Source organism: Streptomyces justiciae (assembly GCF_015163075.1).
Classification (GTDB): Bacteria; Actinomycetota; Actinomycetes; order Streptomycetales; family Streptomycetaceae; genus Streptomyces; species Streptomyces justiciae.
On sequence record NZ_JADDXU010000017.1, the window covers coordinates 59,534 to 84,190 of the forward strand.

Consider the following 24,657-nt stretch of genomic DNA (forward strand, 5'->3'; position numbering starts at 1 on the left):
GCATGGCTCTGCGCAACGCGGTGATGGCGGCCCTCCTGGAGGGCGAGGCCTCCGGATACGACCTCGCCAAGGGCTTCGAGGCTTCCGTCGCCAACTTCTGGATGGCCACCCCGCAGCAGCTGTACCGCGAGCTGGAGCGCATGGAGAGCGAAGGGCTCGTCTCCGCCCGCGTGGTCCAGCAGGAACGCCGCCCCAACAAGCGGCTCTTCTCCCTCACCGACGCCGGACTCGACGTCCTGCGGTCCTACGTCGCCCACGCGCCCGCCAAGCCGACGGCCATCCGCGACGAGCTCATGGTCAAGGTCCAGTGCCTCGACATCGCCGACCGCGACGACATCCGTGCCGTACGCGAAGCGGTCGCCGAGCGCAGGGAACGCTCCGCCACGAAACTGGCCCGCTACGAGCGCATGCAGGAACGCATGCTGGCCGGCCGGACCGAGGACGAGTACTTCGCCACCGCCGACCGCATCGGCCCCTACCTCACCCTCCTCGGCGGCATGGCCTTCGAGCGCGGGAACCTCCGGTGGGCCGAGACGGTTCTGGAACGCCTCGCCGCCCGCGGCTGAGCCGGGTCGCCGGTGGGTGGGGGCTGCGCGAGCGCCCAGGTCGTCCTGATCGGACAGCCTCAGCCCTTGCGGGCCTTGTCTACGTGCCGCTGCGGCGGAGCCGCACCCGGTACGAGTAGTGCTCGGGCAGGAAGTGGCTGATCGCCAGCTCGACGAGATGTCCGCCGGCTGATTGGTAGACCCGGTCGATGCGCAGCAGTGCGCGGCCCACCTCGCAGCCGAGGTGATCGGCGAGTTCGGGGGTGGCCTCCGCGACCGTGATGCTCTGCTCGGCCTCGGCGATCGGCTCGGGCAGCCGGCGGTCGAGCAGCTCGATGACGGTGAAGGCACTGGACGTACCGGGATCGGTCAGTTCGGGGACCGACTCCAGCAACTGGCCCACGGCGGGCGGCAGGAAGACGGAGGTGTGACAGAACGCGGTGTCCTCGTGCAGTCGGAGGAACGCCAGCTTGTGCACCCGGTCGGTGTGCAGACCGAGCCGGCCCGCCGCGTCGACGTCGACGCGCCGGTGCAGGGGAGTCACCAGGTCCGTCCGGGTGTCGAGGGAGAGCCCCATCAGGTCGTCCACCGACCCGAACTGGCGCAGGTACTGCTCGTCGCGGGGCGTGGCGAAGGTGCCGCGCCCCGGCACCCGGTGGACCAGGCCTTCGGCGACGAGATCCTGGAAGGCCCGGCGCACGGTCTGCCGACTGATCCCGTACCGCTCCGCCAACTCGGCCTCGGTCGGCAGCCGCACCCCCTCGGGGTAGTCGTGCCGCAGGATCGCGGCCCGCAGTTCGCGGGCCAGCCTCACATAGGCGCTCTCCCGCTGCGGTTGCTGAAGCATCGGCGCCGGCCTCCCCTCAGACCACACCGTCGGCGCGCAGCGCCGCGATGTCGTCGCGGGTACGGCCCAGTTGCTCGAGGATCGCCTCCGTGTGCTCGCCGACGGCCGGTACCGGGTCCATGCGCGCGGGCAGCCCCGCGAGGTCGGCCGGCGGCAGCAGCGCCTGCACGGTGGCGCCCGGCACGCCGACCTCGCGCCAGCGGCCGCGGGCCGCCAGCACCGGGTGGTCGAGGAACGCGGCCACGTCGTTGACCCCGGCGCACGCGATCCCGATGTCCTCCAGGTCCTTGAGGATCTCCGCGGCGTCGGACCGCGCGCAGCGCTCGGCGACGATGGCGTTGATCGCGTCGCGGTGCGCGACCCGGTCGGAACCGGTGGCGAAGCGCGGGTCCTCGGCCAGCCCGGCGTCCCCGAGGAACTCCGCGCACAGGGCGGCCCATTCGCGCTCGTTCTGAATGGAGAACAGCACGTCCTTGCCGTCGGCGGCCGTGAAGGCGCCGTACGGGGCAATGGTGGCGTGCTGGGTGCCCAGCCTCGGGGGCTGGGAGCCGCCGTAGCGGGTGTAATTGGCCGGCTGGCTCATCCACTCGGCCAGTGCCTCGAAGAGCGAGACCTCCACCGCGTGGGCCTTCCCGGTGGTGGCGCGGGTGTAGAGGGCGGTGAGGACACCGGTGTAGGCGTACATCCCGGCGGCGATGTCCGCCACGGAGATCCCGACCCGCGCCGACTCCTCGGGCGTCCCGGTCAGCGACACCAGCCCCGTCTGGCACTGCACCAGCAGGTCGTACGACTTGCGGTCCGCCCACGGCCCGTCGGTGCCGTACCCGGAGATCGTGCACGGGATCAGCCGCGGGTACCGCTCGGCCAGCACGTCCGTGCCGAGCCCGAGCCGGTCGGTCGCTCCGGGGGCGAGATTCTGTACGAAGACGTCGGCGCCGTCGAGGAGTTGGCGCAGGATCTCCAGTCCCCGGGGGTCCTTGAGGTCCAGGGTGAGGGATTCCTTGGAGCGGTTCAGCCAGACGAAATAGCTGGAGTGGCCGTGCACCGTGGTGTCGTACCGGCGGGCGAAGTCGCCGTCGCCCGGGCGCTCCACCTTGATGACCCTGGCCCCGAGGTCGGCCAGCTGCCGGGTGGCGTAGGGAGCGGCGACGGCCTGCTCCAGGCTGACGACCGTGATCCCGGCGAGGGGAAGCTTCGGTACGCTCATGAGGCCCATTTGTACGGCCAAATTTCCGCACCTGACAACCCGCCCCTGGTGAGGCACGCACCACACACCGGCTGTGACGGACCCGGAGGAAGGACGCGCAGTCCCGTACGCGTCCCCTCCCTCTCATGTGCTCAGGACTGGCGGCTCGGATGGCAGAGCACCATCACCGCGCGGGCGACGAGTTCGCCGGCGCCGCCGAGTTCCTGGCGGTAGCGGTCCGTGATCTCCTTGACGGTCTCCGCGAACTCGGGGTCCACGGCGCGGGCACGTGCGGGAGGGGGCAGTTCCCGGGCCATGGCGCGGCGGCGGGCCAGCAGGGCGATGATCTCCTCGTCCAGCCGCTCTATCGGTGCCGGTGACGGGTCCGCCGTCAGGTCGGCGGCGTGGTGGGTCGTCACGATGGTTCTCCGTTCTCCCGCGGTCGCGCGACAAGCGTCGTCGGTGGCGAGACGAGGCTCATCGCGATCGGTCCTTCAACACCTTGCCCATGGCGTTGAGCGGCAACTCCTCCCGGAACCTGTCCGAGCCGCGCGGCGGGACGCCCCTAGTTGAGGGTGTCGGGGTCCGGACCCGTCCGCAGACCTCGATCGAGCCCGGCGATCGCCGTCATCTCCTCGTCGGTGAGGGCGAAGTCGAAGACGTCGGCGTTCTCGCGGATACGGGCCGGGGTGACCGACTTCGGGATCACGACGTTCCCGAGCTGGAGGTGCCAGCGCAGCACCACCTGTGCGGGCGACTTGCCGTACCGCTCGGCGATCGACGTCAGCACCGGCTCGCCCAGCACCGCGCCCTGCGCGAGCGGGCTCCACGCCTCGGTCGCGATGCCCAACTCGGTGTGCAGTTCGCGCAGTTCGCGCTGTTGGAGGCCGGGGTGCAGCTCGATCTGGTTGACGGCCGGGACGAGCGAGCTGTCGTCGAGCAGCCGCCGCAGATGGGCGGGCTGGAAGTTGGAGACGCCCGCGGCACGGACGCGCCCTTCGCCGGCCAGCTTCTCGATGGCCCGCCACGACTCGCGGTACAGGTCACGGGCGGGGGTGGGCCAGTGGATGAGGTAGAGGTCGACGAAGTCGAGGCCCAGCTTGGCGAGGCTCGCGTCGAAGGCCTTGAGGGTGGCGTCGTAACCCTGGTCGGCGTTCCAGAGCTTGGTGGTGACGAACAGGTCGTCGCGGGCGATGCCGGACGCGGCGAGCGCCTGGCCGACGCCCGCCTCGTTGCCGTAGATCGCCGCGGTGTCGATGCTGCGGTAGCCGGCCTCCAGGGCCGAGGTGACCGCAGCGGCCGTCTCGGGGTCGGGGACCTGGAAGACGCCGAAGCCGAGCTGCGGGATCTCGATGCCGTTGTTGAGGGTCACGGTGGGGAAGGCTGTACTCATGCAGACGACTGTAGTTGCAGGCGCGGGTTAATTGCAAACGCGGGTATGCCGTGACGAAAATGATGTGCCCGGCCCCTGATCAGCAGATACGTTCAAGATGCCGACCGCCGACTCGACGCGGCGCTCCCCAGACCGAAAGCGAAGCCATGACCAGCCCCCGCCCCACCACGACGACCCTCTGGCGCCCCACCGGCCCCGAGGAGCTGGCCCTGGTGCGCGAGCTGAACTGGCGCGCCTGGCCGCCCCGACTGCCCGAGCAGCCGATCTTCTACCCCGTCCTGAACGAGGACTACGCCGTGAAGATCGCCCGCGACTGGAACGTCAAGCACAGCGGCGTCGGATACGTCACCCGTTTCGAGGTCGACGCGGAGTTCGTGCGCCGCTACCCCGTCCAGCAGGCGGGCGGCCGGACGATCCTGGAGCTGTGGGTACCGGCGGAGGAACTGGACGAGTTCAACGCCCACATCGTCGGCGAGATCGAGGTCGTCCACGAGTTCCGGTGACGTCAGCTAAGGGCGGGTCAAGTGGCGCAGCGTCAGCGCCAGTTGGAGCCTGAAGCGGCCCTGTGGTGTGCGCACCGGCCAGCCCAGCAGATGCTCTGCGTGGGTGAGGCGGTCCTGGAGGGTCGAGTGGTGGACGTTGATCTCCGTGGCGGCCGCCCTGAGGCTCGTCGTCGAGGCGACGGCGTCCAGTGTGGCGAGCAGCCAGGGTGCCGTCGCCGCGGCCGCCTCCAACGCCAGTACGTCGGCCGGGGGTTCGGCGCCGGGTGCGACGAGGTCGGCGAGCAGTGCGAGGCTGCCCAGTTCCTCGGCGTGCACGACACGACGGCCGGGCTCCTCCGAGGCGAACCGCAGCGCGACACGGGCGGCGTCCCAGGACTCGGGCAACCGGAGCACCGGGACGGCGGGGCCCACGCCGACTCTTCCCGCGAGCGGGATGGTTGGTCCTGCGCCGGCTCTTCCCGCGGGCGGGACGCTCGGTCCTGCGCCGGCCTTTCCCGCGAGCGGAACGCCCGGTCCTGCGGCCGCTTTTCGCGTGGGTGGGGCAGCCGGCCCCGCGCCGAACTTCCCCGTGGGCGGGATGACCGTACCCGCGCCCGCTTTCCCTGCGAGCGGGACGTTCGGTTCCGCGCCGACCCTTCCGGCAGGCGGTTCGTCCGCCGTCCTCTCGGGGACCACCTGGGGCGGACCGTCGGCCGGGGCGAGGGCACGCGCGCGTGCCGCCGGGTCCAGGCCCAGCCGACGTGCCGCGTGCAGCCGCGCCGACTCGGGGGCCGTCGCGTCGAGCAGCGTCTCCACCAGCGCGGGATCGTCCGCCGGGGCCCGTCCCCGCGTACGGTCGAGCACCCGTCGTACGGCACCGGCGGCGCGCTCCAGGATCACCGCGTCCACCACGCTGGGCTCTGCCCCGGCCCGCTCCAGCCACAGGGCGGGAACGCCGTCCGGCGACAGCGCGGCGGACGGCCACGCCGGGTCCGGCGGCGACCCGGAGTCCCGCCGGGTGCCGTCGGCCTCGACGCGCACCTGCACCCGCCGTTCCCCGTCGACGAGCCGCGCGGGCACCCCGGCCAGCACGGCGGCGCCCCGCACCAGCGCCTCCAGCCCGGCCCGCGACTCGGCCAGCCGATCGAAGTAGGCGATGACCTGCACCGCGGCCCCGGCATCCGGGTCCAGCGCGGTCAGGCGCCCGGCCAGCTCTTTCATGGGTCCATGGTGCGGGATGAGGGTGCGGAATGGGGAGGGCCGGGGGTGTCAGCGGGGGGCGTGGGGTGCCGAGTGCACCGGTAATGACCTCGCCCCCACGCCCCACCCACCACCAAAGGCGAACCGCCCCTCAGCTCCCCAACAACCTCCGCAGCCACCGCAGCTGAGCCGCCCGCGCCCCCTGCGACAACGCCGCCTGCGGGGCGAAGCCGTCGAAGCCGTGGAAGCCGCCCGGCCAGACGTGCAGCTCTGCCACCCCGCCCGCCTGCCAGATGCGGGAGGCGTAGGCGACGACCTCGTCCCGGAAGGTCTCCGCGGAGCCCACGTCGAGGAACGCGGGCGGCAGGCCGGACAGGTCCTCGGCGCGGGCCGGCGCGGCGTACGCCGGGACGTCCGGGCCGCCGCGCGCCTCGCCCAGCAGGGCCGTCCAGCCGGTCTCGTTGGCCGTACGGTCCCAGACGCCGACGCCCGCCATCTGCTGGGCGGACGGAGTGTCGTTGCGGTCGTCCAGCATCGGGCACATCAGGACCTGCCCGATCACCTGCGGCCCCTTGCGGTCCCGCGTGAGCAGCGCCAGCGCCGCGCTCAGGCCGCCGCCCGCGCTGGCGCCCGCGATGACGATCCGCTCCGGATCGGCGTCCAGTTCCGCCGCGTGCTCCGCCGTCCACACCAGCCCGGCGTACACGTCCTCCACCGGCGCGGGATGCGGATGCTCGGGAGCCAGCCGGTACTCGACCGACACCACGACCGCGTCCACCTCCTTCGCCCAGGCCAGCGGGACGTCGACGCCCACCCTGTTGTTGCCGATGACCATGCCGCCGCCGTGGACGTGATAGACGATGGGCCGCGGACCCGAGGCGGGCGGAGCCGTGGGGCGGCAGATCAGGAGCGAGATCTCGGGGGCGCCCTCGGGGCCCGGCACCTTGCGGTCCTCGACCTCGAAGAACCCGTCGAGGGTGAGGTCCAGCTCGGCGAGCAGCGCGATGCCCGGCCCCTGGCGTATCTCGTCGATCTGGTCGAGCGTGAGGCCGGGCGAGATCACGTCCTTGATCAGTTCCAGGGCGGCGGCCAGCTCGGGATCGAAGGGCGGCGGGACCAGGCTCATGGCTTCTCCTCACGCGGGGATGCGGCGGCTCGAGTGCCCATCATCGGCACCGAGCCGCTCGCCCCGGATGCCGCCGTCCGGCGGAAGCTGCCCGCCGAACGGCGGGTGGCACCGGCGTGAACGCCGATCTTGCCAGGTCGTGACCCGTTGTTCACCTTCCGGTGGTGGAAGGCATCGGAACCTGAGACAACGCTGTCAAGGCCCCACCCGCGGCCCCCACCCGCACCAGGAGTAAGCACGTGAACGTCTCCCTCACCACCTGGCTGGTGACCGTCGCCGCCCTGTGCGCGCTGATCGCCGTCGACTTCTTCATCGGCCGTAAACCGCACGACGTGTCGGTCAAGGAAGCCGGTGTCTGGACCGCCGTCTGGATCCTGCTCGCCTGTCTCTTCGGGATCGGCCTGCTCGCCTTCAGCGGGGGCGGCCCGGCCGGGGAGTTCTTCGCGGGGTTCATCACCGAGAAGTCGCTGAGCGTCGACAACCTCTTCGTCTTCGTCCTGATCATGTCCAAGTTCGCGGTGCCCTCGCAGTACCAGCAGCGGGTGCTCATGGTCGGCGTCCTGCTCGCCCTGGTGCTGCGCGCCGGGTTCATCGCGGCCGGCGCGGCCATCATCTCCGCGTTCTCCTGGGTGTTCTACCTGTTCGGGGCCTTCCTGATCTGGACCGCCTGGAAGCTGGTCCAGGACGCCCGCAAGGGGAACCACGAGGAGGAGTACGAGGAGAACAAGATGCTGAAGATGGTCGAGGAGCGCTTCGGCGTCGCCGACCGCTACCACGGCACCAAACTGTGGATCGAGCAGAACGGCAAGCGGGTCATGACCCCGATGCTGGTCGTGATGCTGGCCATCGGCTCCACGGACCTGCTGTTCGCCCTCGACTCCATCCCCGCGATCTACGGGCTCACCGAGGAGCCGTACATCGTCTTCACGGCGAACGCCTTCGCCCTGATGGGCCTGCGCCAGCTGTACTTCCTCATCGGCGGCCTCCTCAAGCGGCTCGTCCACCTCAGCTACGGCCTGTCGATCATCCTCGGCTTCATCGGCGTCAAGCTCCTGCTGCACGCACTCCACGAGTCCGGCGTGCACGTCCCCGAGATCAGCATCCCCTTCTCCCTCGGCTTCATCGTGCTCGTCCTCGCGGTGACCACGTTCACGAGCCTGCGCGCCTCCAGGAAGCAGGAAGAGGAGGAGCGCGTCTCCCCGTCGTAGCCCTTGACTTCGAGAGCGCTCGAAGTTCTAGCGTCGGCCAGGACGACGAAGGTCCAGTGGAACGGAGACCGCCATGCGGGTCGGCGTGCACATCAACCGGTTCGACCACCCCGGGGGCGGGCCCGCGCTCGCCGCCGAACTCGGCGCGGCCGGTGCCGCCGCCGAGGCCGCGGGGGTCAGCTGGCTGTCGGTGATGGACCACTACTTCCAGATGGAGTTCAACGACGGCGCCGAGGACCCGATGCTGGAGGCCTACACGACCCTCGGCTACCTCGCCGGCCGTACCTCCACGGTGCAGCTCGGCGCCCTGGTCACCGGGGTGACCTACCGCCACCCCGGACTGCTCGCCAAGATCGCCACCACCCTCGACGTGCTGTCCGGCGGCCGGGCCACCCTCGGGATCGGTGCCGCCTGGTACGACCGGGAGCACGCGGGCCTCGGTGTGCCGTTCCCGCCGCTCGCCGAGCGGTTCGAGCGGCTGGAGGAGACCCTGCGGATCTGCCTCCAGATGTGGGACCCGGACACCAACGGCCCCTTCGAGGGCAAGCACTACCGGCTCGCCGAGACCCTGTGCGTCCCGGCCCCGGTCAGCAGCCCGCGCCCCGAGATCATGATCGGCGGTGGCGGTGAGAAGAAGACGCTCCGGCTGGTCGCCCGCTACGGCGACGCCTGCAACCTCTTCACCACCACGCCGGAGGAGGTCGCGCACAAGCTGGACGTCCTGCGCGGCCACTGCGAGACCGAGGGCCGCGACTACGACACGATCCGCAAGACCGTCGCCTACAGCGGCGACGCGCTCGCCACGGCCGACCTGGACGCCTTCACCCGGGACATCACGGGCTACACCAAGCTCGGCATCGAGACGGTGATCCTCTCCCCCCGCACCGGCGAACCGGCGGCGTTCATCGAACGCTTCGCGGCCCCGGCCGTCCAGCGGCTGGCCGGGCTCGACTGAGCCTGACGGAGTACTACTGGGCGGGCCCGCTGCGCGAGACGATGCGCATGCCGCGGTCGTCGACGGTGCGGACCTGCAGGGAACCGCAGCCGCACCGCGTCCACAGCGTGCTGCCCGCGGCGGTCGCGTGCCGGGACACCACCTGGAACGGCTCGGCGTCGTCCGGCCATCCGCAGTGCGGGCAGCCGGTGCGGGTCGTGCTGGTCATGAGAACTCCTCGTACGTCGTGGCCGGTTGGCCGGCGCGGATGGGGCCGTCGCGACACGATCCAGGGTGCGGCATCGCTTTCGTACACGTCCAGGTTGACTTTCTGGACGGCACCTTGAAGCGTGGACTTCATGATTGACCTGCGCCGGCTTCACGTCCTGCGAGCGGTCGCGCACTACGGCACGGTCACCGCGGCCGCCCGCGCCCTGCACTTCACCCCGTCCGCCGCCTCGCAGCAGATCCGTCAGCTCGCCCGCGACCTGGGCGTCGACCTCCTCGAACCGCAGGGCCGGGGGGTACGGCTCACCCCGGCCGCCGAGAGTCTGCTCACGCACGCCGATGCCATCCAGGCCCGCTGGGAGCAGGCCGAGATCGACCTGCGCGCCGAACGGGGCGCCCCGGCCGGGCCGTTGCGGGTGAGCGGGTACCCGGTGGCGATCTCGGTACTGCTGGCACCGATGGCGGCCCGGCTCCAGGAGCGGTATCCGCGGCTGGCCGTACGCATCCGGGAGGCGGGTGTGCCGGAGAGTTTCGACCTGCTCTTCGAGGGCGAGATCGACCTGGCGATCGTCGAGGCGACCCCGTCCAACCCGCCGCTGAGCGACGCCCGCTTCGATCAACGGCCGCTCCTGGACGACCCGTTCGACCTCGTCGTGCCCGCCGATCACCCGCTGGCCGGCAGGGAACGCGTCGACCTCTCGGAGGCGGCGCACGAGGACTGGATCGCACCCATGCCGGAGAGTCCCTGCCGGACCCATGTCATCTCCGCCTGCGGGGAGGCCGGGTTCAGCCCCGAGGTGGTGCACCAGGCCGTGGACTGGAACGTCACCGCCCAGCTCGTCGCCCATCGGCTCGGTGTCGCGCTCATCCCGCGGCTGGCCCAGCTCACCCCGCACCTGCCCATCACCCGGGTGCCGTGCACGCGCAACCCGCACCGCAGGTTCCTCACCTGCACCCGGCGCGGCGGCCATGAACGTCCCGCGGTGGAGGCCGCGTTGGCCCAGCTCAGGGACCTGGCCCCGACCGCCGTCGCCTGAAGCGACGAACGGCATGCGCGAGGGGCCGGAGCTCCAACAGCTCCGGCCCCTCGCGAGGTGGTGCGGACGATCAGGCGGCGACCGTCTCGCCGGCGTGGCCGTGCAGACGGGCGACGACCTCGGTCAGCTGCTCGGCGACCTCGGTGTCGTCGGCCGGGTGGGTCTCGGCGAAGCGGACCACGGAACCGGGGATGGAGAGCTTGACGTCCTCCAGCACCTTGGCGCCGGCGATGCCCAGGGCCTTGCGGGTCTCGTCCTGCGCCCACACGCCGCCGAACTGGCCGAACGCGGTGCCGACCACGGCGGCCGGCTTGCCGCCGAAGGCGCCGGCGCCGTACGGGCGGGACAGCCAGTCGATGGCGTTCTTCAGGACGGCCGGGATGGTGCCGTTGTACTCGGGGACGAAGAGCAGGAAGCCGTCGGCGGCCTGGGCGGCGGCACGCAGCTTGGCGGCGGGGGCCGGGACGCTGCCCTCGACGTCGATGTCCTCGTTGTAGAACGGGATCTCGGCCAGGCCCTCGAACAGCTCCACGCTCGCACCCTCGGGAGCGAACTTGACGGCCGCCTCCGCGAGCTGACGGTTGTGCGAACCGGCGCGAAGGCTGCCGACGAGCGCAAGGATACGAACAGACATGCTAACTCCAGGGATGCTGAAACACTGCCGTCACAATCCGGACCGGGGTCCGTTTAATGTGTATCACCCTAACCGGACCGCGGTCCAGTTTCATTCCCGATGCTTTACGCTGTCGTCATGTCCGCCGATCTGCCGCCGTTCCCGCGGTCCCAAGATCCCCTTCGTGAGACCGAGTTGTTCCAGCTCGGCACCCGCGAGGAGGAGCAGTGCCTGCGCGCCGACGCCGCGCGCAACCGGGCCCGGCTGCTGGAGGCCGCCGCCCGGCTGATCGCCGAGCACGGCGCGGCCGGGGTCACCATGGAGGCCGTGGCCGCCGCCGCCCAGGTCGGCAAGGGCACCGTCTTCCGCCGCTTCGGCGACCGCACCGGACTGCTCATGGCGCTGCTGGACCACTCGGCGCGCCGGCTCCAGGCGGACTTCATGAGCGGCCCGCCGCCCCTGGGGCCCGGCGCACCGCCCCTGGAGCGGCTGCGCGCCTTCGGCGTGGCCATGCTGTACCGCTCGGTGGAGCAGCTGGACCTCCACCTGGCCGCGGAGCCGGAGCCCACCCGCCGGTTCTCCCACCCCTCGTACCGGGCCGTGGGCATGCACGTGACGATCCTGCTGCGCCAGATCGTGCCGGACGCCGACTGCGAGCTGCTGGCCCGGACCCTGCTGGCGTACCTCGACCCGGCCCAGATCCACCACCTGACCAGGGAGTGCGGGATGCCCATGGAGCGGCTGGAGGCCGGCTGGGCGGACCTCGTCGCCCGGGTCACGCGGACCGCTCCGCCCGCCTGAGAGCCCCGCCGGGAGGGGTCTCCACAGGTTCTGCAAAGATGCGTCACGTCATGGTGCAGATACCGAAAACGCCCGCCCCCGGGGTCCCCGCACCGCGCTCCGTGCCCACGAGCGCCGATGTGGCCCGCCTGGCAGGCGTCTCGCGCGCGACCGTTTCCTACGTCCTGAACAACACCAGCGCCGTCCGGATCAGCGAACCCACCCGCCGCCGCGTCCACGAGGCGGCCAAGGAGCTGGGGTACGTGCCGCACGCGGCCGCCCGCAGCCTGCGCGCCGGACACAGCCGCCTGGTCCTGATGCCCGCCCCGACCATCCCCGTCGGTCAGCTCTACGGCCAGTTCATCAACGAGCTCCAGTGGGCCCTCAGCCGCCTCGACTACACCGTCGTCCAGCACGGCAGCGTCGGCCTCCACGGCGACGAGGCCGCCCGCGCCTGGGCCGAGCTGCGGCCCGTCGCCGTCCTGGTGCCCGGCGCCGGACTCGGCCCGAAGGGCGTCGCCGTCCTCAAGCGCTCGGGCGCCCGGGCCGTCGTCACCCTCGGCCCCGACACCGTCGAGGGCGCCCACGCCCTGCTCATGGACCACGAGGCCGTCGGCCACCGCGCCGGACGCCACCTGTACGAGCGCGGCAGGCGCCGCATCGGCGTCGTCGTCCCCGAGGAGGCGGGCCTGGAGGCCTTCTCTCTGCCCCGCCTGACCGGCGTACGCGCCGCCCTGCGCGGCACCGACGCCACCGTCACCGATCTGCCCCTGGCCTACACCGAGGAGGCCGGCGCCCGGCTCGCCGCCCGCTGGCGCGAGCTCGGCCTCGACGCGGTGTTCGCGTACAACGACGAGTACGCGATGCTGCTGATGCGGGCTCTGCTGGACCAGGGGATCGACGTCCCTGGCGAGACCGCCGTGATCGGCGCCGACGACCTGATGCTCGGCCGGCTGCTGCGCCCCCGGCTCAGCACGGTCCGCCTGGAGCTGCCCTCCGGCCGCGATCTCGCCGAACTCGTCGACCGCGCGGTGCGCAACCCCGCCGCCGCGCCGGAGACCCACAAGGTGCTGGAAGCCACGGTGGTGCACCGCGAGTCGAGCTGACAACCTGGTGCACAGCCACGGGAGGTGGGCCCATGCGCACGACGGTCGGCATCATCGGCGGCGGCCCCGCCGGATTGCTCCTCGCCCGGCTGCTGCACCGCGCGGGCATCGACTGTGTCGTCCTGGAGGCGAGGACACGGGAGTACGTCGAGCAGCGCCAGCGGGCCGGAATGCTGGAGCAGGGCACGGTCGACGCCCTGCGCGAGTGCGGCGCGGCCGACCGGCTGGCGGCACAGGGCCTGGTCCACCAGGGCATCGAGCTGCGCTTCGACCGGGAACGCCACCACATCGACTTCCCGGTCCTCACCGGCGGCCGCACGGTCACGATCTACGCCCAGACCGAGATCGTGAAGGATCTCGTCGCCCTTCAACTGGCCGACGGGCCACCGCTGTTGTTCGAGGCGGAGGCGCTCACGATCGAGAAGCCGGAGTCCGACACACCCGCCGTCCGCTTCGTGCACGAGGGCCGTGAGCAGACGTTGAGCTGCGAGTGGGTCGTCGGCTGCGACGGCTTCCACGGCATCGCCCGCGACACCTTCCCGCCGGGGACGGGACGGACGTACGCCCACGACTACCCGTACTCCTGGCTCGGCATCCTCGCCGATGTCGCCCCGTCCTGCGACGAGTTGATCTACGCGCGCGGCGAAAGCGGCTTCGCCCTGCACAGCATGCGCTCACCGCAGGTGTCCCGGCTGTACCTTCAAGTCCCCAACGGCACCGACCCCGACGACTGGCCCGACGACCGCATCTGGGACGAACTCGCCGCCCGCTTCGCCATCGACGCCGACTGGACGCTGCACCGCGGCCCGATCACCGCCAAGTCCGTTACGCCCATGCGCAGTTACGTCCACGAACCCATGCGGCACGGACGGCTGCTGCTCGCGGGCGACGCCGCCCACATCGTCCCGCCGACCGGCGCCAAAGGACTCAACCTCGCGGTCTCCGACGTACGCCTGCTCGCCCGCGCCTTCGCCGAACTGCACCGCACCGGCTCCGAGCAACTCCTCGACCGCTACTCCGCGTCCTGCCTCGCCCGGGTCTGGCAGGCCACCCGGTTCTCGTACGACATGACGACGATGCTGCACACCCGCCCCGACGCCGACCCCTTCGACCACCGGCTCCAGCTCGCCCGGCTGCGACGGATCACCGCGTCCCGGCACGCCGCCGCCGAACTGGCCGCGAACTACACGGGACTTCCCCTGGAGTGGTGAGCACCCCTGGGCAAGTCCCGCGGCACTACTGGCCGTTCTGCTCCGCGTTCGCCTGCTGCTCCTCGACCGCCTTGCGGACCTCGTCCATGTCCAGCTTGCGGGCCTGACCGATCACATCCGTCAGCGCGGCCTCCGGCAGCGCGCCCGGCTGCGCGAACACGGCCACCCGGTCGCGGACGATCATCAGCGTCGGAATCGACTGGATACCGAAGGCCGCGGCCAGCTCCGGCTGCGCCTCGGTGTCCACCTTCCCGAAGACCAGGTCCGGGTTCTCCTCGGCAGCCTTGTCGTACACGGGCGCGAACTGACGGCACGGCCCGCACCAGGACGCCCAGAAGTCGATCAGGACGAAGTCGTTGTCCGTGACCGTCTGGTCGAAGTTCTCCTTGGTGAGCTCCACGGTGTTGCTCATGGCGTCAGTCCTCTTCCTGATGTCGGGGCCTTCGGGCCTGTCCGCACAAACACGGCCTGCCGAGTAGGTATTCCGCGCGCGTACCCATGTGGCCCGAGCGCACACCACCCACCAGACTGACCCCATGACGGAAACGGAATCCACTGTGTATGACGTCGTAGTGCTCGGAGCCGGGCCCGTGGGGGAGAACGTCGCCGACCGCACGCGCGCGGCCGGCCTCACCACCGCGGTCGTGGAGAGCGAACTGGTCGGCGGCGAGTGTTCGTACTGGGCCTGTATGCCCAGTAAGGCCCTGCTGCGGCCGGTCATCGCCCAGGCCGACGCCCGGCGCCTGCCCGGCCTCGCCCCGGCCGTGCAGGGCCCCCTCGACACGGCCGCGGTCCTCGCCCGCCGTGACGAGTACACCTCCCACTGGAAGGACGACGGCCAGATCCGGTGGCTCGACGGCATCGGCGTCGACCTCTACCGCGGCCACGGCCGCCTGACCGGGCCGCGCACCGTGACCGTGGGCGACAAGGTCCTCACCGCCCGGCACGCCGTCGCCGTCTGCACCGGCACCCGCGCCGTCCTGCCCGGCCTGCCCGGACTCGACACGGTCAAGCCCTGGACCAGCCGCGAGGCCACCAGCGCCAAGGCCGCGCCCGGCCGGCTGATCGTCGTCGGCGGGGGAGTGGTCGCCACCGAGATGGCCACGGCCTGGCAGGCCCTCGGCTCCCGGGTCACCCTCCTCGTGCGCGGCAAGGGCCTGCTCAACCGCATGGAGCCCTTCGCCGGCGAACTGGTCGCCGAGGCGCTCACCGAGGCCGGCGTCGACGTCCGCACCGGCACCTCGGTCCAGTCGGTGACCCGGGAGAACGGCACCGTCGTGGCCGTCACCGACAGCGGCGACCGTATCGAGGCCGACGAGATCCTCTTCGCCACCGGCCGCGCCCCGCGCACCGACGACATCGGCCTGGACACCGTCGGCCTGGAACCCGGCTCCTGGCTGGACGTCGACGACAGCCTCCGCGTCACCGGCACCGACTGGCTCTACGGCGTCGGCGACGTCAACCACCGCGCCCTCCTCACCCACCAGGGCAAGTACCAGGCCCGCATCGCCGGCGCCGCCATCGCCGCCCGCGCCTCCGGGACGGACGTTCAGGCCGACCCGTGGGGCGCGCACACCGCGACCGCCGACCACTCGGCCGTACCCCAGGTCGTCTTCACCGACCCCGAGGCCGCCGCCGTCGGCCTGTCCCTCGCCGAGGCCGAGCAGGCCGGCCACCGGGTCCGCGCGGTCGACTACGACCTCGCGGGCGTCGCTGGCGCGGGCCTGTACGGCGAGGGCTACCGCGGCCGCGCCCGCATGGTCGTCGACCTCGAACGCGAGATCCTCCTCGGCGTCACCTTCGTCGGCCCGGGCGTCGGCGAGCTCATCCACTCCGCGACCGTCGCCGTCGCCGGAGAGGTGCCGATCAGCAGGCTGTGGCACGCCGTCCCGTCCTACCCGACGATCAGCGAGGTGTGGCTGCGCCTGCTGGAGACGTTCCGGGACAGCTGAGGGTCAGTCCGGCAGCCGGAACCCCAGGGAGGCGGCGGCCTCCCTGGGCGTCGGCTGCGCCCAGTGCTCCGCCATCGCCTGGTTCGAGGACAGCGAGCGCAGCTCCGCCCGGTCCAGGTACAGCGTGCCGTCCAGGTGGTCCGTCTCGTGCTGCACGATCCGCGCGGGCCACCCGGAGAACACCTCGTCCACCGACCGCCCGTGCTCGTCCTCGCCCGTCAGCCGCACCCGGTCGAACCGGTCCACGACCGCCTGCCAGCCCGGGACGCTCAGACAGCCCTCGAAGAACGCGGCCCGCACGGCGCCGACCCCTTCGTACGACGGATTGACCAGGACCCGGAACGGCTGCGGCACCCGCCCCCGCGCGAGGCGCACCTCGTCCGGCACCGGCGCCGGGTCCTCGATCACCGCGATCCGCAGCGGCACGCCCACCTGCGGCGCCGCGAGACCGACCCCGGGGGCCGCGTGCATGGTGACGCGCAGCGCCTCGACGAACCGGGCCAGCAGCGCGGGGTCCAGCTGGCCCTCGAAACGCTCGGTGCCGCGCCGCAGCACCGGATCGCCGGCCGCCACAATCGGCAGCGGACCGTCGGTGGCGAGGAGTTCCTCGACCAGCTCGGCAAGGGGCGCGTGATCAGGGGGAGTTGCCATCGCGCCAGGATGCCATGCCGTCCGCCCGTGTGACGCAGGCCACTTCAACCCCCGGGAACTCAGGGCGCGTTTCTCCCGACTACTGGACCGACCGAACCAGCCGCGCACGTCCCCACCCCCCGGAGCAAGCCGCCGATGACCTCCGCTCCCATGACGACCACCGACGAGACCCCGAAAGCCGCCGACCCGCCGCCGAAACCCGGCAGTTGGGCGCCACTGCGCCCACTGGTGCTGCGCCTGCACTTCTACGCCGGGCTGTTCGTCGCACCCTTCCTGCTGGTGGCCGCGGTCACCGGATTCCTGTACGCCACCTCGTTCCAGGCCGAGAAGATCCTGTACGCCGACGAGATGACCGTCTCCGCCGTCGGCGACGCCAAACTGCCGATATCCGAGCAGGTCACCGCCGCCCGCGAGGCCCACCCCGAGGGTTCCGTCGCGGCCGTACGGCCCTCCCCGGCGGACGACGCGACCACCAGGGTCCTGCTGTCCGGCGTCAAGGGCGTCGACCCCGACCACACGCTCGCCGTCTTCGTCGACCCGTACACCGGCAAGGTCGAGGGCGCCCTCGAACAGTACGGCTCCACGGGCGCGTTGCCGCTGCGCACCTGGATCTCCGAGTTCCACCGCAATCTGCACCTCGGCGAAACGGGCCGCCTCTACTCGGAGTTCGCGGCGAGCTGGCTGTGGGTGATCGCCGGGGCCGGTCTGGTGCTGTGGTTCACCCGGCGCCGGGCCCGGCGCAAGGTGCGCGGCACCGAAGGGCGGCGCCGCACGCTCGGGCTGCACGCCGGCGTCGGCGCCTGGGCCGCCCTCGGCTTCTTCTTCCTGTCGGTGACCGGTCTGACCTGGTCCACCTACGCCGGCGCGAGCATCGACGACCTGCGCAGTTCGATCGGCCAGACCACGCCCTCGGTGTCGGCGGCCGGAGGCGGTGACCACTCCGGGCACGGTGCCGCCACCTCGGCCGGAGGCGCCGAGCACGGCGTCGGCCTCGACAAGGTCCTGGCCGCGGCCCGCGCCGAAGGCCTCGGCGACCCCGTCGAGATCGTGCCGCCGGCCGACGCGTCGTCGGCGTACGTCGTGAAGCAGATCCAGCGCAGCTGGCCCGAGAAGCAGGACGCGGTCGCGATCGACCCGACCACCGGCCAGGTCACCGACGTGCTGCGGTTCGACGACTATCCGGTGCTGGCCAAGCTGACTCGCTGGGGCATCGACCTGCACACCGGCACCCTCTTCGGCCTCGCCAACCAGATCGTCCTGATGCTCGTGGCGCTCTCCCTGATCCTGCTGATCGTGTGGGGCTACCGCATGTGGTGGATGCGCGGCCGCGGCAACGCCTTCGGCCGTCCGATCCCGCGCGGCGCCTGGCAGAAGGTGCCCCCGCAGATCCTGGTGCCGTGCGTGGCGGCCATCGCCGTCCTCGGCTACTTCGTGCCGCTGCTGGGCATTCCGCTGGCCGCGTTCCTCGTGGCCGACGTGATGCTCGGCGAGATCGCACATCGGCGCCGGCGCCGCGCCTGACGGACGGCATACGACGACGGGGCCCGGTTCCTTGACGGAACCGGGCCCCGGTCGTGTCGTACGGCGCCGACTGTCGTGCCGTACGGCGTCGCCTACAGCTCGTCGAAGTCGCCGGCCAGCGCGGACGCGAGGCGCAGATGCGGCTCGGCCTCCTCGTGCCGGCTCTGCCGCTCCAGCGTGCGGCCCAGCATCAGACGGGCGTAGTGCTCCACCGGGTCGCGCTCCACGATGATGCGCAACTCCGCCTCCGCGCGGCGCAGTTGGGCCGAGTGGTAGTAGGAGCGGGCCAGCAGCAGCCGCGGTCCGGTCTGCTCCGGCACCTCCTCGACCAGCTTGCCCAGGACGCGCGCCGCGGCGGCGTAGTCCTTGGCGTCGAAGAACATCCGCGCGCGCTCCCAGCGCTCCGCCGGCGTTCCGTGGTCGTAGTACGTCATGTCCACTCTGACCTCCTTCGACGCCGTCAACGGAGCGCGGTGGTTCAATATTCCACTAACCGTTCAGGGTGGCGAGTTCGGCGTTCGCCCGCTCGGTGATGAGCGTCAGCACCCGTCCGGCGACGGCGAGGTCCTCCTCGGGGATGCCGGCGTAGACGCGGGCGCTGAGGGGAGCGGTGGCGGCGGACGTCGTGTCGTACAGCTTCCGTCCGGCCTCCGTGATCCGCACCTGCGACAGCTCCTCGGGGGCCAGCAGCTGTGCGGCGAGCAGCTCGTCGACGACGGAGCGGGCCTCCGCGGCGTCGATCTTCAGCGAGCCGACGACACCGTCGACGATGTGCTCCCGCTCCACCGGCCCGTCGGCCACGGCGGCGAGGCGGAGGGTGACGGACTGCTGGAACGTCATGTCGTGGCGGGCCAGTACCTGCTCCAGGACCGCGCGGGCCGCGTAGTGCGCCAGGGCTATGACGCGCGGGTTGAGCAGGGGAGGTGTGGTGGTGGTCATGGCTGCTCCTTGTCGGACTCACTGATGCCGGTGAGGGGATCGAGGGGTGCGTCGAGCAGGGTCGCGAGTTCACTGCTGAACTCCCGGGTGCGCGGGCTGTCGAGCCCGCCGAGGGGGGCGAGGAGCTGGTCCAGGAGTCCCCGGACGACCTTGATGGCCTGCCGTGTGGTCTCGCGGCCCTGATCGGTAAGGGTCAGCTGCACGGCGCGTGGGTCGCGCGGGTCGCGGGCGCGCTCGATGAGGCCAGCGGACTCCAGGGCGCGGGCCAGCTTGGACACGTACAGCGGCTCCAGGCCGGTCTGGTCGGCGAGCCGCCGCTGGCTCGGGCGCTCACCGGCGCGCTGCATGTCGTACAGGGACGCCACCAGCGAGTACTGCGCGTGGGTGAGCCCCAGTGGGGCCATCGCGCGGTCCACCGCGGTCCGCCACTTCATCGACAGTCGCCACACCAGGAAGCCCGGCGTCGCCTTCTCGTAGCCCTTGCTCATGACGAATACAGTACATGGCTACTATGTACAGGGCTACTATTTTCGGGGAGTCCCCGGTGACGACCTGACGGGACACCGCCCACGGGGCTAGGTTGGGCGGCATGAGCAATCTTGATCGCGAGGCGGCTCCCGCCCTGTGCGGCGGCCGCGGCTTCGTGGTGGCGGAGCCCGTTCGCGAACTCCTCAGCCCGCGCACCGTCAAACTCGGCGAGTCCAGCGAGGTCCGCCGGCTGCTGCCCAACCTGGGGCGGCGCATGGTCGGCGCCTGGTGCTTCGTCGACCACTACGGCCCCGACGACATCGCCGACGAGCCCGGCATGCAGGTGCCCCCGCACCCGCACATGGGCCTGCAGACGGTCAGCTGGCTGCACGAGGGTGAGGTCCTGCACCGCGACTCGACCGGCAGCCTCCAGACGATCCGCCCGCGCGAGCTGGGCCTGATGACCTCCGGACGGGCCATCAGCCACTCCGAGGAGAGCCCCAAGTCGCACGCCCGCTTCCTGCACGGCGCCCAGCTGTGGGTCGCCCTCCCGGACGGCCACCGCCACACCGACCCGCGCTTCGAGCACCACGCCGAGCTGCCGCAGGTCACCGCGCCAGGGCTGACCGCCACCCTCATCCTCGGCGACCTCGACGGCGCGACCTCGCCCGGAACGACGTACACCCCGATCGTCGGCGCCGACCTGGCGCTCGCCGCCGGCGCGGACGTACGCCTCCCGCTGGAACCGGACTTCGAGTACGCCGTGCTGTCCATGTCCGGCGAGGCCCACGTGGACGGCGTGCCGGTGCTGCCCGGCTCCATGCTCTACCTCGGCTGCGGACGCACCGAACTCCCGCTGCGCGCCGCGTCGGACGCGGGGCTGATGCTCCTGGGCGGTGAGCCGTTCGAGGAGGAGCTGATCATGTTCTGGAACTGGATCGGGCGGTCCCAAGAAGAGATCGTACAGGCGCGTCAGGACTGGATGGAAGGCTCCCGGTTCGGGGAGGTGAAGGGGTACGACGGGGCGCCACTGCCTGCACCGGAACTGCCGCCGGTGCCGTTGAAGCCACGGGGGAGAGTGCGCTGACCTGCTGAAACGCGTTGGCGTTGGTGGCCGCAAGGCGGAAGGCGGTCGGGTAATTCTCACAGTCTTCCACCTGCTTGCCGGGAGGCGTCTGAACAGCTGGCTGGCTCCGGCCGGTGCGGTTGGCGATTCCACGGTGTGGCTGCCTCTGGGCGGCTGTGGCAGGACTCTTGCTGACCTAATGCTGACTTTGCTGACGCTCCGTCAGGATCGGGTGAGGGGTTCTTTTCCAAGCCCCAGGGCTTGCGGAGGCGTTTGCAGGTTCGGTGGTGTCCGGACCAATGCTGACCTGCCTGGCGGTCGAGTCGGGCGTTGCGGAGGGGCGGCGTTGCTCACACTGCCTCCTTGTGGAGATTCCACAAGATTCCGACGCCGCCGCCGTCTCTCGGCAGTGTCGCTTGCGTTCGATCCGAACGAACGTGGTACGAGTGAGGTAGCGCGATAGACGGGCAAGGTCCGACGTGCACTGTGCCCCGTCGGCTTCCGGTGTTGCGGATGGAGAAAGCCGAACAGTGCGTAAACGCGGTCCGGTCCGAGGTGCTCTGCGGTAGGTGGAAGGCATCGGCATGAGCGGTGCCTGCCTGGACGCCAAAGGAAGACGCGGCACGCGCGTAGCGGGCCTCGGAAACGGACGGTCGCCCGCCTGCAGCGGGTGGAGCGTGAGAGCAGCCCCCACGGTGGATGGTGTCTGGCAGGCAGAGGGAATTCGGCAGAGTCCTCAGCTGAGGGTCCAGGACATCGCATCTGGCACGAGGTGGAGGGCTGGCACGGCGCCCGTTCCGGCGAACACAGGCCGACGACGATCGTGCCTTGAGGGCTCAGTAAGCGGCCGCGTGATAGTGCGGCGCGGTGTTTTGTTCCGCCCAGATCGTCTTGCCTGTGGGAGTGGGACGTGTGCCCCAGCGTTGGGTCAGCTGGGCGACCAGGAGCAGTCCGCGGCCGCCTTCGTCGTAGGTGCGGGCGCGGCGCATGTGGGGTGCGGTGCTGCTCGCGTCCGAGACCTCGCAGATGAGGTTCTCGTCGTGGATGAGGCGCAGCTGGATGGGCGGCTCGGCGTAACGGATGGCATTAGTGATCAGTTCGCTGACGATCAGCTCCGTGACAAACACGGCGTCAGTCAGGCCCCAGGCCTCCACCTGGCGGAGGGCGGACCTGCGGGCTCCGGCGACAGCAGCTGGATCGGGAGCCACTTCCCAGGTAGCGACCTTGTCGGCGGTGAGTGCCCGGGTCCGGGCGATGAGCAGGGCTGCGTCGTCGGTGGGGTGCTGGGGGAGCACGGTGGCGAGAACCGAGTCGCAAAGAGCGTCCGGGGAGGCCGCAGGACGGGTGAGGGCTTGGCGCAGACGAGCAATGCCGTCGTCGATGTCGTCGTCGCGGGACTCGACGAGGCCGTCGGTGTAGAGGGCGAGCGTGCTGCCTTCGGGCAGCTCGACCTCGACCGCCTCGAATGGCAGTCCGCCCAGGCCCAGTGGGGGGCCTGCGGGCAGGTCGAGCAGGCTCGCGGTGTTGTCGGAGTTCACCAGGACCGGCAGTGGATGTCCGGCCCTGGCGAGAGTGCAGCGGCGTGACACCGGGTCGTAGACCGCGTACAGACAGGTTGCTCCGACGTCACTCGTGGTTTCGCCCTGCACTGCGGTCTGCTCCGTGCCAGCCGGCTCCACGGACAGGCGGGCCACCAGGTCATCGAGATGGGTGAGGAGTTCGTCCGGGGGCAGATCGATGTCGGCAAGAGTCCGTACGGCTGTCCGGAGGCGTCCCATGGTCGCGGAAGCATGGATGCCGTGCCCCACGACATCGCCGACAACCAGCGCCACCCTGGCTCCGGACAGTGGGATGACGTCGAACCAATCTCCCCCCACCCCGGCCTTGCCGCCTGCCGGGAGATAACGGGAAGCGACCTCCACCGCGGCCTGCTCGGGCAGGTGCTGCGGCAGCAGGCTGCGTTGCAGCGTGATCGCGGTGGCGCGTTCACGGGAGTAGCGCAGGGCGTTGTCGAGACAGACAGCGGCCCGGGCGGCGAGTTCCTCGGCCAGCATGAGGTCGTCCGCGTGGAACGGTTCGGGGTGCCGGTGCCGAAGGAACACAGCGACGCCTAGGATGGTGCCTCGAGCCGAAAGAGGCACGGACATCACCGAATGGAAGCCGAACTCACGGATCCTGGAGGTCCGTAGAGGGTCCTGGGCCACCCAGTCGGCGATTGCGGAATCGCCCACTTGGTGCCGAACGGCACGTCCCAATCGGAGACTTTCCGCAGGTGCGGAGCTACCCGGATACTCGTCCACCTCCCCTGGAGCAACGACAGCCTCAGGGATACCTGGGAGTACAGATTGATGTGCGATGCGCCGCAACAGAAGACTTCCCGCTTTTGTGAGCGCTCCGGAAGGCTGCTCCAGCCCTTCGTCGAGGGACGTCAGCAGGTCGACACTGAGGAAGTCGGCGAACTCCGGGACCACCATGTCTGCCAACTCCTGCGCCGTGCGCGTCACGTCCAGAGTGCTGCCGATGCGTTTACTGGCTTCGGCGATCAGCTGGAGGCGCTTGCGGGCCCAGAACTGCTCCGTGATGTCGTGTCCGGAGAGACCGACGCCCTGGATCCGGCCACTCCGGTCCCGTAGCGGCGCGATGAAGACCGACCAGGCGTGCTCGCGTGCTTCACCGGCGACGCGCAGGTAGTGCTCGAGGTACTGCGGATCACCGGTTTCCAGCGCCCGCGCCATGCTTTGTTCAGCCCGCTCGGCTGCGTCTTCGTCGACGATCTCTGTCACGCGCAATCCGCGCATTTCGGCTTCGGTGAGGGCCTGGGCTCTTTCCATGTTCTCGTTGGCACACCGCAGGCGAAGAGCCGTGTCGTACAGCGCCATAGAGCAGCATGGCGACTGCGCAAAGCTCCAACTCACCAGCGCCTCGTCAGCCGGATGGGGTGCTGCTCCGTCCAAGGCCGAGACCACCAGCCAGTCGGCGCCCCCCTGCCCCGGCCTCCTGTGGTGTGCAAGCACCCTCCTCTCGACTTGCCGACCATCCCGGTGTCTGAGAGCGAGCACTCCGTGCCACCTCGGCAGCCGTGCGAGTGGAGGAAGGTTCCGCACCGATGGTTCCTCGGCGAGAAGGGTGGTCGCCGGGCGGCCCACGATCTGTGCCGACGAGTACCCGAGGAGTCGTTCAGCGCCGTCGCTCCATCCGGTCACTGTGCCGTGTTCATCGATAGTGGCCCGAGCGGTGAGAGCCTCCCCGACGATGCCTCGGGCAGGATGGGCATCGAGGCCGTCCGCAGTAGACCGCTCCATGGTCGATTCATCTCACTTTCGTCGGATTCTCCCCTGTGTAGAAATCGTGACGGTTTAGCGCAATGCGAACGGTGATTCTTGAAAATGCTACAAACTGCTGAATTCGACTATTGGTGCAGATTGTCCTCTATTTGCGTGCCGGGCGTCAGGGGCATGCGACCGCCTTCGGGCGGCGGGCGTGGGGTGCCGGTGCGGACGCCATGCGCAAAACGGCCAGCGGTGTTCTCCAGTGGATAGTGCGCGGCGGCGCTCCTGGACGCCAAACGGCCGTCACCCCCTTGGCGACGGCCGGGCCGAACTGTCGGATCTGGGGGATCGTGGTCACTTTGTGGGCCGCGACCCGTTCGCTGAGCCAGACGTGCCGGTGCGGGACATCGCCCGGGGAAGCGGACGAAGGCGCCGACCGTCAGGTCCACCGGCTCGTTGAGGGAGCCTGTGCGCAGTTTGTCGGTGATCATGTTGACGTGTGCGGGGTGCCCGCAGCGTGGGGAGCGACCACTTCCGGTGCTCCGCCGCTGCGCTCTAGGAGCAGGAGCAGAGTGCGGACGTACCCGGATCCGTACCGTCTCGTCCAGGAGGCTCTCGCTCCAGTTGACCCCGTCGGCTCTCTCGCCCTCGTCCTGGTGGCTGGACGTAGACCGGTGTGCCCCACTCGGTCAGCCAGGCCGCCGGCAATTACCCGTTGCGGGAAGCCGCCGCCCGTTGCCAGATGATGACCGGTCACACCACGGGGCACAATCGTCCTAGTGCCGTGAGACAAATGGCGGCAGGTCGACCAAGGTTCGGGCACCCTGGCTGGCGCCGTGCACGCGGTCAAGCCGGCCTGGCCCGCCGATGCGGAAGATATGCGCCAGCGTGGCCG

The 24,657-nt window shown here is 70.8% G+C and carries 25 protein-coding genes; 11 read left to right on the top strand and 14 right to left on the bottom strand.

Going from position 1 to position 24,657, the window contains the following annotated elements; all coding sequences use genetic code 11:
• Positions 1-2 precede the first annotated feature (2 nt).
• The gene (locus IQ210_RS36210) at positions 3-566 is read left to right on the top strand and encodes a PadR family transcriptional regulator (RefSeq protein ID WP_194083467.1); all 564 of its coding nucleotides are present in this window, start codon (positions 3-5) and stop codon (positions 564-566) included.
• Between the two features lie 79 nt (positions 567-645).
• On the opposite strand, the gene IQ210_RS36215 is transcribed toward IQ210_RS36210, so the two are convergent.
• The 4 genes from IQ210_RS36215 to IQ210_RS36230 form a co-directional block, all read right to left on the bottom strand.
• Complete coding sequence (locus IQ210_RS36215; RefSeq protein WP_194083468.1) at positions 646-1,392, bottom strand: GntR family transcriptional regulator; 747 nt, start codon at positions 1,390-1,392, stop codon at positions 646-648.
• Between the two features lie 16 nt (positions 1,393-1,408).
• Positions 1,409-2,599, bottom strand: a complete 1,191-nt coding sequence (locus tag IQ210_RS36220; RefSeq protein ID WP_194083469.1) for a CaiB/BaiF CoA transferase family protein — start codon at positions 2,597-2,599, stop codon at positions 1,409-1,411.
• Positions 2,600-2,730: 131 nt separating this feature from the next.
• The gene (locus tag IQ210_RS36225) at positions 2,731-2,997 is read right to left on the bottom strand and encodes a hypothetical protein (RefSeq protein WP_194083470.1); all 267 of its coding nucleotides are present in this window, start codon (positions 2,995-2,997) and stop codon (positions 2,731-2,733) included.
• Positions 2,998-3,143: 146 nt separating this feature from the next.
• Entirely contained in the window at positions 3,144-3,971 is an 828-nt protein-coding gene (locus tag IQ210_RS36230) for an aldo/keto reductase (protein WP_194083471.1), read from the bottom strand.
• Between the two features lie 146 nt (positions 3,972-4,117).
• Here IQ210_RS36230 and IQ210_RS36235 point away from each other — a divergent pair, with 146 nt between their 5' ends.
• Entirely contained in the window at positions 4,118-4,474 is a 357-nt protein-coding gene (locus IQ210_RS36235) for a hypothetical protein (protein WP_194083472.1), read from the top strand.
• Positions 4,475-4,480: 6 nt separating this feature from the next.
• Here IQ210_RS36235 and IQ210_RS36240 read toward each other — a convergent pair whose 3' ends face one another.
• Together IQ210_RS36240 and IQ210_RS36245 are read right to left on the bottom strand one after the other, a co-directional pair.
• On the bottom strand, positions 4,481-5,674 hold the full coding sequence (locus tag IQ210_RS36240; protein WP_194083473.1) for a helix-turn-helix domain-containing protein: 1,194 nt from the start codon (positions 5,672-5,674) through the stop codon (positions 4,481-4,483).
• 130 nt (positions 5,675-5,804) lie between these two features.
• Positions 5,805-6,779: an alpha/beta hydrolase gene (locus IQ210_RS36245; protein ID WP_194083474.1), complete on the bottom strand. Its 975-nt coding sequence runs from the start codon at positions 6,777-6,779 to the stop codon at positions 5,805-5,807.
• Between the two features lie 239 nt (positions 6,780-7,018).
• Here IQ210_RS36245 and IQ210_RS36250 point away from each other — a divergent pair, with 239 nt between their 5' ends.
• Together IQ210_RS36250 and IQ210_RS36255 are read left to right on the top strand one after the other, a co-directional pair.
• Entirely contained in the window at positions 7,019-7,987 is a 969-nt protein-coding gene (locus IQ210_RS36250) for a TerC family protein (RefSeq protein WP_194083475.1), read from the top strand.
• Positions 7,988-8,060: 73 nt separating this feature from the next.
• Complete coding sequence (locus IQ210_RS36255) at positions 8,061-8,942, top strand: LLM class F420-dependent oxidoreductase (RefSeq protein WP_194083476.1); 882 nt, start codon at positions 8,061-8,063, stop codon at positions 8,940-8,942.
• A 13-nt stretch (positions 8,943-8,955) separates the two neighbouring features.
• Here the strand turns inward: IQ210_RS36255 and IQ210_RS36260 are convergent, their stop codons facing one another.
• A complete protein-coding gene (locus tag IQ210_RS36260; protein ID WP_194083477.1) occupies positions 8,956-9,150 on the bottom strand; it encodes a hypothetical protein in 195 nt (64 codons plus the stop codon).
• Between the two features lie 130 nt (positions 9,151-9,280).
• Between IQ210_RS36260 and IQ210_RS36265 the strand changes: the two genes are divergently transcribed.
• Positions 9,281-10,186: a LysR family transcriptional regulator gene (locus IQ210_RS36265; protein WP_194083478.1), complete on the top strand. Its 906-nt coding sequence runs from the start codon at positions 9,281-9,283 to the stop codon at positions 10,184-10,186.
• Between the two features lie 70 nt (positions 10,187-10,256).
• Here IQ210_RS36265 and IQ210_RS36270 read toward each other — a convergent pair whose 3' ends face one another.
• The gene (locus IQ210_RS36270) at positions 10,257-10,820 is read right to left on the bottom strand and encodes an NAD(P)H-dependent oxidoreductase (RefSeq protein ID WP_194083479.1); all 564 of its coding nucleotides are present in this window, start codon (positions 10,818-10,820) and stop codon (positions 10,257-10,259) included.
• 99 nt (positions 10,821-10,919) lie between these two features.
• Here IQ210_RS36270 and IQ210_RS36275 point away from each other — a divergent pair, with 99 nt between their 5' ends.
• Genes IQ210_RS36275 through IQ210_RS36285 form a run of 3 tightly spaced genes read left to right on the top strand, consistent with a single transcriptional unit; the run spans position 10,920 to position 13,896 of the window.
• Positions 10,920-11,600, top strand: coding sequence for a TetR/AcrR family transcriptional regulator (locus tag IQ210_RS36275; RefSeq protein ID WP_194083480.1), 681 nt, complete (start codon positions 10,920-10,922; stop codon positions 11,598-11,600).
• Positions 11,601-11,638: 38 nt separating this feature from the next.
• A complete protein-coding gene (locus tag IQ210_RS36280; RefSeq protein ID WP_194083481.1) occupies positions 11,639-12,685 on the top strand; it encodes a LacI family DNA-binding transcriptional regulator in 1,047 nt (348 codons plus the stop codon).
• Between the two features lie 32 nt (positions 12,686-12,717).
• Positions 12,718-13,896: a 4-hydroxybenzoate 3-monooxygenase gene (locus tag IQ210_RS36285; RefSeq protein WP_194083482.1), complete on the top strand. Its 1,179-nt coding sequence runs from the start codon at positions 12,718-12,720 to the stop codon at positions 13,894-13,896.
• Between the two features lie 25 nt (positions 13,897-13,921).
• On the opposite strand, the gene trxA is transcribed toward IQ210_RS36285, so the two are convergent.
• Positions 13,922-14,308 carry a thioredoxin gene (gene trxA / locus IQ210_RS36290; protein WP_194083483.1) on the bottom strand — a complete coding sequence of 129 codons (387 nt, stop codon included), beginning with the start codon at positions 14,306-14,308 and terminating at the stop codon, positions 13,922-13,924.
• 124 nt (positions 14,309-14,432) lie between these two features.
• On the opposite strand from trxA, the gene IQ210_RS36295 reads away from it, so the two are divergent.
• The gene (locus tag IQ210_RS36295; RefSeq protein ID WP_194083484.1) at positions 14,433-15,848 is read left to right on the top strand and encodes a dihydrolipoyl dehydrogenase family protein; all 1,416 of its coding nucleotides are present in this window, start codon (positions 14,433-14,435) and stop codon (positions 15,846-15,848) included.
• Positions 15,849-15,851: 3 nt separating this feature from the next.
• Here IQ210_RS36295 and IQ210_RS36300 read toward each other — a convergent pair whose 3' ends face one another.
• The gene (locus IQ210_RS36300) at positions 15,852-16,499 is read right to left on the bottom strand and encodes a peptide deformylase (protein ID WP_194083485.1); all 648 of its coding nucleotides are present in this window, start codon (positions 16,497-16,499) and stop codon (positions 15,852-15,854) included.
• A gap of 135 nt (positions 16,500-16,634) precedes the next feature.
• Between IQ210_RS36300 and IQ210_RS36305 the strand changes: the two genes are divergently transcribed.
• Positions 16,635-18,020 carry a PepSY-associated TM helix domain-containing protein gene (locus tag IQ210_RS36305; protein ID WP_194083486.1) on the top strand — a complete coding sequence of 462 codons (1,386 nt, stop codon included), beginning with the start codon at positions 16,635-16,637 and terminating at the stop codon, positions 18,018-18,020.
• Positions 18,021-18,112: 92 nt separating this feature from the next.
• Here the strand turns inward: IQ210_RS36305 and IQ210_RS36310 are convergent, their stop codons facing one another.
• Genes IQ210_RS36310 through IQ210_RS36320 form a run of 3 tightly spaced genes read right to left on the bottom strand, consistent with a single transcriptional unit; the run spans position 18,113 to position 19,447 of the window.
• Complete coding sequence (locus tag IQ210_RS36310) at positions 18,113-18,460, bottom strand: tetratricopeptide repeat protein (RefSeq protein ID WP_059194731.1); 348 nt, start codon at positions 18,458-18,460, stop codon at positions 18,113-18,115.
• A gap of 49 nt (positions 18,461-18,509) precedes the next feature.
• The gene (locus IQ210_RS36315) at positions 18,510-18,959 is read right to left on the bottom strand and encodes a winged helix DNA-binding protein (RefSeq protein ID WP_194083487.1); all 450 of its coding nucleotides are present in this window, start codon (positions 18,957-18,959) and stop codon (positions 18,510-18,512) included.
• A complete protein-coding gene (locus IQ210_RS36320) occupies positions 18,956-19,447 on the bottom strand; it encodes a MarR family winged helix-turn-helix transcriptional regulator (protein ID WP_194083488.1) in 492 nt (163 codons plus the stop codon). The genes IQ210_RS36315 and IQ210_RS36320 overlap by 4 nt, the downstream gene beginning before the upstream one ends.
• A 101-nt stretch (positions 19,448-19,548) precedes the next feature.
• Between IQ210_RS36320 and IQ210_RS36325 the strand changes: the two genes are divergently transcribed.
• Positions 19,549-20,514 carry a pirin family protein gene (locus IQ210_RS36325; RefSeq protein WP_194083489.1) on the top strand — a complete coding sequence of 322 codons (966 nt, stop codon included), beginning with the start codon at positions 19,549-19,551 and terminating at the stop codon, positions 20,512-20,514.
• A gap of 815 nt (positions 20,515-21,329) precedes the next feature.
• Here the strand turns inward: IQ210_RS36325 and IQ210_RS36330 are convergent.
• Positions 21,330-23,795 carry a SpoIIE family protein phosphatase gene (locus IQ210_RS36330; protein WP_194083490.1) on the bottom strand — a complete coding sequence of 822 codons (2,466 nt, stop codon included), beginning with the start codon at positions 23,793-23,795 and terminating at the stop codon, positions 21,330-21,332.
• Between the last annotated feature and the right edge of the window lie 862 nt (positions 23,796-24,657).

Excerpts from the sequence above, each read along its gene's own strand:
- IQ210_RS36275 (WP_194083480.1), top strand. The coding sequence starts at position 10,920 with ATGCTTTACGCTGTCGTCATGTCCGCCGATCTGCCGCCGTTCCCGCGG.
- IQ210_RS36300 (WP_194083485.1), bottom strand. The coding sequence starts at position 16,499 with ATGGCAACTCCCCCTGATCACGCGCCCCTTGCCGAGCTGGTCGAGGAA.
- IQ210_RS36270 (WP_194083479.1), bottom strand. The coding sequence starts at position 10,820 with ATGTCTGTTCGTATCCTTGCGCTCGTCGGCAGCCTTCGCGCCGGTTCG.
- IQ210_RS36240 (WP_194083473.1), bottom strand. The coding sequence starts at position 5,674 with ATGAAAGAGCTGGCCGGGCGCCTGACCGCGCTGGACCCGGATGCCGGG.
- IQ210_RS36235 (WP_194083472.1), top strand. The coding sequence starts at position 4,118 with ATGACCAGCCCCCGCCCCACCACGACGACCCTCTGGCGCCCCACCGGC.
- trxA (WP_194083483.1), bottom strand. The coding sequence starts at position 14,308 with ATGAGCAACACCGTGGAGCTCACCAAGGAGAACTTCGACCAGACGGTC.
- IQ210_RS36315 (WP_194083487.1), bottom strand. The coding sequence starts at position 18,959 with ATGACCACCACCACACCTCCCCTGCTCAACCCGCGCGTCATAGCCCTG.
- IQ210_RS36330 (WP_194083490.1), bottom strand. The coding sequence starts at position 23,795 with ATGGAGCGGTCTACTGCGGACGGCCTCGATGCCCATCCTGCCCGAGGC.
- IQ210_RS36295 (WP_194083484.1), top strand. The coding sequence starts at position 14,433 with ATGACGGAAACGGAATCCACTGTGTATGACGTCGTAGTGCTCGGAGCC.
- IQ210_RS36255 (WP_194083476.1), top strand. The coding sequence starts at position 8,061 with ATGCGGGTCGGCGTGCACATCAACCGGTTCGACCACCCCGGGGGCGGG.
- IQ210_RS36260 (WP_194083477.1), bottom strand. The coding sequence starts at position 9,150 with ATGACCAGCACGACCCGCACCGGCTGCCCGCACTGCGGATGGCCGGAC.
- IQ210_RS36285 (WP_194083482.1), top strand. The coding sequence starts at position 12,718 with ATGCGCACGACGGTCGGCATCATCGGCGGCGGCCCCGCCGGATTGCTC.
- IQ210_RS36245 (WP_194083474.1), bottom strand. The coding sequence starts at position 6,779 with ATGAGCCTGGTCCCGCCGCCCTTCGATCCCGAGCTGGCCGCCGCCCTG.
- IQ210_RS36230 (WP_194083471.1), bottom strand. The coding sequence starts at position 3,971 with ATGAGTACAGCCTTCCCCACCGTGACCCTCAACAACGGCATCGAGATC.
- IQ210_RS36325 (WP_194083489.1), top strand. The coding sequence starts at position 19,549 with ATGAGCAATCTTGATCGCGAGGCGGCTCCCGCCCTGTGCGGCGGCCGC.
- IQ210_RS36320 (WP_194083488.1), bottom strand. The coding sequence starts at position 19,447 with ATGAGCAAGGGCTACGAGAAGGCGACGCCGGGCTTCCTGGTGTGGCGA.
- IQ210_RS36210 (WP_194083467.1), top strand. The coding sequence starts at position 3 with ATGGCTCTGCGCAACGCGGTGATGGCGGCCCTCCTGGAGGGCGAGGCC.
- IQ210_RS36280 (WP_194083481.1), top strand. The coding sequence starts at position 11,639 with ATGCGTCACGTCATGGTGCAGATACCGAAAACGCCCGCCCCCGGGGTC.
- IQ210_RS36265 (WP_194083478.1), top strand. The coding sequence starts at position 9,281 with ATGATTGACCTGCGCCGGCTTCACGTCCTGCGAGCGGTCGCGCACTAC.
- IQ210_RS36215 (WP_194083468.1), bottom strand. The coding sequence starts at position 1,392 with ATGCTTCAGCAACCGCAGCGGGAGAGCGCCTATGTGAGGCTGGCCCGC.
- IQ210_RS36220 (WP_194083469.1), bottom strand. The coding sequence starts at position 2,599 with ATGAGCGTACCGAAGCTTCCCCTCGCCGGGATCACGGTCGTCAGCCTG.
- IQ210_RS36305 (WP_194083486.1), top strand. The coding sequence starts at position 16,635 with ATGACCTCCGCTCCCATGACGACCACCGACGAGACCCCGAAAGCCGCC.